Below are 7,574 nucleotides of genomic sequence, written 5' to 3'. Positions count from 1 at the left end.
CTTTTCAAAGAAAAGATACAACAGCGAATGGTAGGAATCGCCCCCTCAGGTGTCACCCATACTCTCAATCTGAGTTTCGCTGAGACGATCACCTACGCATCCAAACAAACCTATGAAACTTCGTTTTTAATTTTCCAAAGCGTCCAAAAACTCCTCACCGGTGTCGTCCCTGCCAAAGAGGTGGGAGGGGTAGTGAGTATCGTCCAAATCACAGCCGATGCTACAGCGTACGGATGGATGAGTTTACTCTTTTTCTCTGCCCTCATTTCAGTCAATCTCGGTGTCCTTAATCTCCTCCCTATCCCCGCTCTGGATGGTGGGCATATCATGTTCAACCTTTACGAGATGATCCGCCGCAAAGCACCGAGCGAAGAGGTTATCTACCGCCTTACCATCGGCGGATGGGTACTGCTTCTAGGGCTTATGAGTTTAGGGCTTTATAATGACTTTACGAGGTTAATGCAATGACAACACTCGAACAAAAACGCCATTTTGACCGCATTATCGAGAGAGTTGAAAAAGCCCGATTACAGGTTAATGATCATCACATCGTCAAAATCGTCGCGGCTAGCAAATATGTCGATGCAGAGGCGATAAAAGCACTCTATGCAATCGGGCAGCGTGCTTTTGGAGAAAACAAAGTTCAAGACCTCGTTACCAAAAGTGAAGCATTAGAAGAACTCCCTATCGAATGGCATTTCATCGGAACGTTGCAAAAAAACAAGATCAACCATCTCCTCAGTGTTCGTCCTCATTTGATTCACTCTATCGATTCGATCGAACTCGCCCATGCTCTGAATGAGCGTCTTGACCGTGAAAATATGAACCTGCGTGCCTTAGTTCAAATCAACTCTGCCTATGAAGCATCCAAAAGCGGTTTTTTGCCTGAAGAGACACATGAAAAATACGTTCAAATCATGGAAGAGTGCCCAAGATTGCAACTGCAAGGGGTAATGTCTATCGGTGCTCATGTCGATGACCCAACCGTGATTCGAAACAGTTTTGAGACGACTCGCCGTATTTTTGAAACTTTGCCAAACGCTACTGTTTGTTCGATGGGAATGAGCAATGATTTTGAAATGGCGATCGAATGCGGCTCAAATATGATTCGTTTAGGCTCTATTCTCTTCCCAAAAAGATGATTTTTTTCCCTATTAATATAGGATAGTATAACAAATCTTCTTTTTCCTATGATATAATCTTCAATAATAGCAGTATCAAAAAGGTTACCAGTGAAAAAAACAAAACAACGAGCAATGTTTTATGCTTTGAGTCTTGTGGTACTCCTTATTATTGTTTTTATTTTCACAATCATTCAAGATAAAAAAGAAGTCCTTGAAGAAAAAACTTCTGCTCACCGTGCTCTTTTACGTAATTCTTATGATCTAGCAATATTTGATACTTATAAAGGGCTCAATGAATTGGGCTATAAACTTGCCGGAGACCGTGAAATTGTTGATGCTTTTACCACTCATGATCGTAAAAAGCTATATCGCCTAAGTCTTCCGTACTTTGAAGAAGCAAAGCGCAACGGCGAAGTCGATACGAGCGGATTTGTCGGTGCAGATGGGATACATTTTCTCCGTATTCAAGACCCGAAAAGATACGGCGATAATATTTTACATAAACGTCCCGTACTGGCATATGCTATTAACACTCGTCAAAGTGTTACCACTTTGGATGTTACCATCTATGATGTTTCAGTTGTCACAATTATCCCCATTTTTCAAAATAATACTTTTATTGGTATCATTCAAACGGTTGCAAAAATCGATCGTGTTCAAAAACGCCTTAATGCTCATTCAGGGATTAAAAGTGCCATCGCTTTCGATACTAAAAAACTTCAAAAGCTTCTCTCCGATAAAAATCATACTACTTATCAAGGCTATTCACTTGTTTCCTCTAATGACCCTCTTTTCGATCATCTTCCTTCAAATTTTACCTTTGAACGAAGTAACCGTTATACGATAAACGATCATGAGTATGTGATTGCTTCACGCGCTCTCACTAACTATCAAAATGATGTCATTGCCATGATGACATGTGCTTTTGATATTACAGAAGATGTTAGGGAATATGAAAGAGAACTCCTGCATCTTCTTATCATCAGTTTTGTATTGCTTGGTATTGTTGGAATCATCTTACACTATGGTTTTCAAATCTTAATTCGACGAATCGATCGCGATGCACAGATCACTAGAGAACTCAATCAAAAGTTAGAACATCAACTTTATACCGATCATCTTACTGCTCTACCTAATCGAAAAGCTCTAATACACGATATCCATTCCAGCCGTTTTTATGCCCTTATCCTTTTAAATATTGATAATTTTAAAGAAATTAATGATTTTTACGGTCATGCGATTGGAGACGAAATTCTCATAGCTCTTACCCATTCTATTCAAGAAGCCATTCAAAATTTTCCAATACGATTGTATAAAATGCCATCCGACGAATATGCTATCGCATTCCTTGAACCAATGAGCCAAGCTAAAATTGAAGCCTCACGTCTTAGTATTATCCATCTTCTGCAATCCAAACATTATGATGTTCATGGTGCAAGTATTTATATTACTATTACAATGGGTATGGATATAGCATTAAAGCGTAATAGCACTACCATTAATCTTCTCGTAAATGCCGATATGGCACTTAAAGCAGCAAAAAAACGACATCTTAGTTATATGCTCTATGATGAAAAACTTCAGATCAAAAAAGAGTATCAAAATAATATTTTATGGAGTAAAAAAGTTAAAGAAGCAATTGAAAATCAACGTTTTTCTCTTTATTTTCAACCCATTATCGATCCAAAAAACGGAGAATTAATCGAATATGAAGCCCTTATTCGAATGATTGATTTAGACGGATCAATTATTTCCCCCAACTATTTTCTTCCAGCTGCAAAACAATCACGTCTTTATCCATTTATTTCTCAGTTTGTCATAGATGAAGTATTTAAAATGTTGGAAAATACCCCCCATTGCTACTCAATTAACCTCTCAGTAGATGATATTTTTGATAAACCTACTAAACAATTTTTAATAAGTAAACTTCGCTCTACTTCTCATGCAAAACGAATTATTTTTGAGCTCCTAGAGAGCGAAGGGATTGAAAACTATCAGGAAGTATCATCATTTATTGCAGAAGTCAAAGAATTTGGTTGCAGGATCGCTATCGATGATTTTGGTACAGGCTACTCTAATTTTGCCCATATTTTACGACTTGATGTTGATATTCTTAAGATCGACGGTTCTTTAATTCGGAATATTGATACAGATGACAATGCACAAACTATTCTTACTGCAGTTACTGAATTTTCAAAACACTTAGGTCTCAAAACAATCGCAGAATTTGTTCACTCTGAAGCAGTGTATCAGAAATGTATTGAGCTTAAAATTGACTATTTACAAGGATATCACATCTCTGAACCTAAACCTCTATAAGACAATAGAACAATACGGAATCCCTTACGTTCTCCATCAAGTAAAGTAATATACCCATCATGTGATTCAGCAATATTTTTAGCCAACACTAGACCTAAACCATTACCTCGTTCTTTCGTACTCTTAAACGCTTCAAACAGAATTTTTTTATTCTCGATAGGAATACCGGTATCATATATATCAAAAATATGGGTAGTACTCTTTTTTTGATAAAAAATCTCGATTTTTCCATCTTCTTCCTCATCAAGTTCGATGGCATCAATCGCATTAAAGACAAAATTGGTAAATAGCATGGTAAGCAAATCCATATCACCGAACAGTTCAAAATCCTCTTCAGGAAAAATAAATTCAATAGGTTTTGCATAGCTATAATAGCTGATCGCACTCATCAATGCTTCACGCAATTGCCACCATCGAAAAGCATTTTTCTGCGCACTCACCCCTTTTGAAAACATCAACGTCGCTTTGATAATCCGTTCAATCCGATAAAGCGATTTTTGAATCTCTTCCACGATAGGACGATTCTCTGGGATAACCCTTTTGATCAGTGTCGACGCGAGCAGTGCGATAGAGCCGATAGGATTACGGATTTCATGGCTGAGATGTGCCGCCATCTGCCCCATCGTTGCGAGATTTTCTTTGCGCTTTTGTTCGGTGATATCGGTCGCACTTAAGAGCCGTTTTTCATTATGATGGGCTGATTTGATGAGATAGGAGCGCTCTTTAAAGGTCATCTCATAATCTTCGCCTTCCAAATGAAGGGTATCAAAAAGCTTTTCCAGACGTTTGGCTTGAGAGTTTTGGAGAAAAATGGAACCATCCGTCTCTACGATCCAAATGGCATTTGGGAGAAACTCGATAACCTGTTCAATCGTACTTTGAAGATGGTTATACGATTGTCGCAGAGCAACATACTCCTCTTCGACCTTGTAAGTTTGATCGATAAGGGCTTTAAGCTCTTCTGGGGAGATACTCTGACTCACGCTATTCCTTGACGGGGTCAAAAATCCCCCAAATGAACTAAAATTCGATACAGACCGTAAGCATCTTCCGTACCGCATACCTCACGAATCGAGTGCATGGCCAGCTGTGGAATCCCGACATCGATCGTCTCAACCCCCAAGCGTGTAGAGGTGATCGGACCGATGGTCGATCCGCACCCCATATCGCTACGGGTGATAAATGTCTGTGTCGGAACATGAAGAGAACGTGCGCACTGAACAAACCGTCCCTGCGTCCGTGAATTGGTCGCATAGCGGTGATTCGAGTTAATCTTGATCGCCACCCCACCATTGAGGAGCGGTGCATGTTCAGACTCATGTTTACTCGGAAAATTGGGGTGCTGCGCGTGGGCGTTGTCACACGACACCATGATGGAATGACGCATCAGCTTCTCATACTCATCTCCCGCGATCCGTCGCAACGTCTCCTCCACAAACGTCCCCCCTGCCCCGATATGAGACTCGCTTCCCACCTCTTCGTGATCCATAAACGCACACATCATCGGATACGAGGTCTCCAAAAGTGCCTGAAGTCCTATGTAACAGCTGAGGAGATTATCCAATCGCGCCGAAGCGATCAGATCACTATTGATCCCGATAAAAGAGCCTTTTTGCGTGTCGTAAAAACTGAGTTCATGGGCTAAGAGGGTCAGGTTCTCCGTATCTTCTTGGATATGTGAGAGGATAAAACTCTCAAAATCGACCTCCCCCGTCGCGATGATAGGGACAATATCGCTCTGGGCATTGATGGAGCGGGAGCTATTCGCGTCACGATCCAGATGGATAGCGAGAGAGGGGATAATAGCGATAGGACGGTTGATATTGATGAGGGCTTCACGACGCACTTCTCCTTCTAGATAGACAACCCGACCCGCCAGCGATAAATCGCGATCAAACCACGGGTTCAGCAACACTCCGCCGTAAGGCTCAACACCGAAACGCTTTACCCCTGCGGAGGTGGTCAGCGGATTAGGTTTGAGGCGAAGATGAGGCGAATCAGTATGAGCACCTACAATCGTGTACCCTTTTTCCTGACATGGAGGGTACGTAAAAGCGATGATGGAGGAGTCGTTACGGGTGACATAATAATCCTGCCCCTCTTCAAGGTTCCACGTCTCATCTTCAGCCAGATGGATGAACCCGCGACACTCCAATGTTTTTGCCATCCACTCCACCGCATGAAACGGGGTCGGTGAGGCATCAATAAAATTGATCAGTTCTTCGTTAAATTCGCGCATTAGCCTTTATCCTTTACTTCAAAAAATAACCTCTTACCATTTTCCCAACTTCGGGAAAATGGTCTGATTTTTCAAATATAATCTTATTTATAAATATCGCCCCTACTATCTGCTTTATAGACATAGACTAAAATCTCATCTTCGATAATCGTATACAAAAATCGATATTTACCGACACGTAAACGAAAATGTCCTTTTTTATTGACCATTGATTTTGTATCTACTGCATTAGAAAAAGGATCATTACAAAGTTCTTCGAATACTTCTAAAACTCTATTGCGTAGTTTCGGTACCGCTTTTTCAAGAAATTTATCAACATCTTTAGAAGTTTCAAGACGATACATTTAAAGATACTTTCGTTTTAATTCATCAAAACCGACAGTTTGACCCTTTTTCTTTTCATCCATTGCTTTGTTAAATGCGATTTCGTCATCTTTCGTAAACGTTGTATCATCATCTTCATATATTCTGACAGCGCTTGGCGGTAACAATTTTAAAAAAGCGAGCAATGCGTCTTTTAAATCATTTTGTATTTCTAAGTGTACTGTTTGCATAGTAACTCCTTTTTCTGCCTACTGTTATTATATCTTTTTTATTTCAGTATCTAAATTCAATTTTTTCATCACTTCTACCAGTGAATACACTTCGCTTTTACCGCTTTTAAGCTCATTTATACGCTGATCGGCTAGCATCGTATCCATACGTTCTTGTATCTCTTCCCACATTGTCTCTGAGATCAAAACAGCCGGCAGTTTCTCCATAAAATTCGCCCTACTCATTGTATACGACTCTATTTGCAGGCTATGGCTTTGAGCGCTTTGTCGAAATCCGAAACGTATAGGCTATCTTGAACGATTCGGTATTTTTCGAACTCGCTTATCGCATGAGCTTTGGCAATTTCGGCTGTGACTTTGCCGATGTCTTGCAAGACTTCCCGATCGGTCGCCGCGATGAAACGGTTTAGTCGCTCTTCCCAATCGGACATAGTCATGGGGATATTTCGCAATGCCATATCTTCGGCGATGTCCAAATAAGCATTGACCAGCCTTTGCAGCCCTGCTAGCTCTTTGTCGGTGAGGTAATTTTTTGCTATCACGACATCAAATTTTTGGATTTTTCCATGCGGTGCGTCTTTCCAAGAGGTTAAGCCCATATTGTTTTTTTGAACATCGGCTCGGTTGTAGACCACTTCGGCGGCGGTTTGACCGTGAATCGCCCAATGAAGTTTGTTTTGTACGGTCGCAAAAAATCGTTTGGTGGCGGTAGCCGTGATATCGTAATCGATAGCTGTCGCGTAGATGTCGGTAATCTTTTGATAAAACTTCCGTTCGCTTAGTCGTATTTCTCGAATGCGTTCGAGTTGTTCTTCAAAATATTTTTTTCCAAGAATCGAACCATCGTTTTTGAGACGCTCATCATCCATAACATAGGCTTTTATCGTAAATTCTTTGATGACAAGCGTCGCCCATTTACGAAACTGTACCGCTTGCTCGGAGTTTACCTTGTATCCGACGGCGATGATTGCGGAGAGATTATAGTGCTTGGTATCATAAGTTTTGCCGTCTTTGGCAGTTATTCGAAAATTTCGAATAACTGCATCCTCGGCTAGTTCACTATCAGAAAATATTTTTTTCAAGTGATAATTGACGGTATGCGTTTCTACATTGTATAAAGTTCCCATCATTTTTTGGGTAAGCCATACATCTTCATCCGCATACACTGCTTCAACACCTCCCTCACCACTCGCTGCGACAAACGTGAGGTATTCTGCTGCGGAAGAACGAATGGTAGGAAGTGATTTTGTTTTCTTGCTCATCCCTCTATCTCCGCATATAGTCGATCAATACGCTGTAGCGTTTGAGATTCATTCATCTGTAGCTGTTTCTCCATTG

Annotated in this window: 9 protein-coding genes; 3 read left to right on the top strand and 6 right to left on the bottom strand. The window is 40.7% G+C overall.

Annotated features, from left to right (window positions below):
- From WA010_RS12450 to WA010_RS12440, 3 genes are all read left to right on the top strand, one after another.
- The coding region (locus tag WA010_RS12450) for a site-2 protease family protein (protein ID WP_422557438.1) at positions 1-468 on the top strand (468 nt) is incomplete at its 5' end.
- Positions 465-1,142, top strand: a complete 678-nt coding sequence (locus tag WA010_RS12445; RefSeq protein WP_422557437.1) for a YggS family pyridoxal phosphate-dependent enzyme — start codon at positions 465-467, stop codon at positions 1,140-1,142. The genes WA010_RS12450 and WA010_RS12445, both read left to right, overlap by 4 nt.
- 90 nt (positions 1,143-1,232) lie before the next feature.
- Positions 1,233-3,443: an EAL domain-containing protein gene (locus WA010_RS12440; RefSeq protein WP_422557436.1), complete on the top strand. Its 2,211-nt coding sequence runs from the start codon at positions 1,233-1,235 to the stop codon at positions 3,441-3,443.
- On the opposite strand, the gene WA010_RS12435 is transcribed toward WA010_RS12440, so the two are convergent.
- The 6 genes from WA010_RS12435 to WA010_RS12410 form a co-directional block, all read right to left on the bottom strand.
- Complete coding sequence (locus WA010_RS12435; protein WP_422557435.1) at positions 3,416-4,426, bottom strand: sensor histidine kinase; 1,011 nt, start codon at positions 4,424-4,426, stop codon at positions 3,416-3,418. The two genes, WA010_RS12440 and WA010_RS12435, sit on opposite strands and share 28 nt — an antisense overlap.
- Positions 4,427-4,443: 17 nt before the next feature.
- On the bottom strand, positions 4,444-5,682 hold the full coding sequence (locus WA010_RS12430; RefSeq protein ID WP_422557434.1) for a M18 family aminopeptidase: 1,239 nt from the start codon (positions 5,680-5,682) through the stop codon (positions 4,444-4,446).
- Between the two features lie 83 nt (positions 5,683-5,765).
- A complete protein-coding gene (locus tag WA010_RS12425) occupies positions 5,766-6,026 on the bottom strand; it encodes a type II toxin-antitoxin system RelE family toxin (RefSeq protein WP_295011221.1) in 261 nt (86 codons plus the stop codon).
- Positions 6,027-6,236, bottom strand: a complete 210-nt coding sequence (locus WA010_RS12420; RefSeq protein ID WP_422557433.1) for a hypothetical protein — start codon at positions 6,234-6,236, stop codon at positions 6,027-6,029.
- A 27-nt stretch (positions 6,237-6,263) separates the two neighbouring features.
- A complete protein-coding gene (locus WA010_RS12415; RefSeq protein WP_422557432.1) occupies positions 6,264-6,443 on the bottom strand; it encodes a hypothetical protein in 180 nt (59 codons plus the stop codon).
- A gap of 29 nt (positions 6,444-6,472) precedes the next feature.
- Positions 6,473-7,498: a virulence RhuM family protein gene (locus WA010_RS12410; protein ID WP_422557431.1), complete on the bottom strand. Its 1,026-nt coding sequence runs from the start codon at positions 7,496-7,498 to the stop codon at positions 6,473-6,475.
- Positions 7,499-7,574: the final 76 nt, after the last annotated feature.

Origin of the sequence: Sulfuricurvum sp., from assembly GCF_049305995.1 — a bacterium.
GTDB lineage: Bacteria > Campylobacterota > Campylobacteria > Campylobacterales > Sulfurimonadaceae > Sulfuricurvum.
Note: the sequence above shows the minus strand (reverse complement) of the source record. Positions and strands in the feature narration are given on the sequence as shown.

What these genes read in the sequence shown, in the direction of transcription:
- WA010_RS12410 (WP_422557431.1), bottom strand. Translation starts at nt 7,498, where the DNA reads ATGAGCAAGAAAACAAAATCACTTCCTACCATTCGTTCTTCCGCAGCA.
- WA010_RS12420 (WP_422557433.1), bottom strand. Translation starts at nt 6,236, where the DNA reads ATGCAAACAGTACACTTAGAAATACAAAATGATTTAAAAGACGCATTG.
- WA010_RS12415 (WP_422557432.1), bottom strand. Translation starts at nt 6,443, where the DNA reads ATGGAGAAACTGCCGGCTGTTTTGATCTCAGAGACAATGTGGGAAGAG.
- WA010_RS12425 (WP_295011221.1), bottom strand. Translation starts at nt 6,026, where the DNA reads ATGTATCGTCTTGAAACTTCTAAAGATGTTGATAAATTTCTTGAAAAA.
- WA010_RS12445 (WP_422557437.1), top strand. Translation starts at nt 465, where the DNA reads ATGACAACACTCGAACAAAAACGCCATTTTGACCGCATTATCGAGAGA.
- WA010_RS12430 (WP_422557434.1), bottom strand. Translation starts at nt 5,682, where the DNA reads ATGCGCGAATTTAACGAAGAACTGATCAATTTTATTGATGCCTCACCG.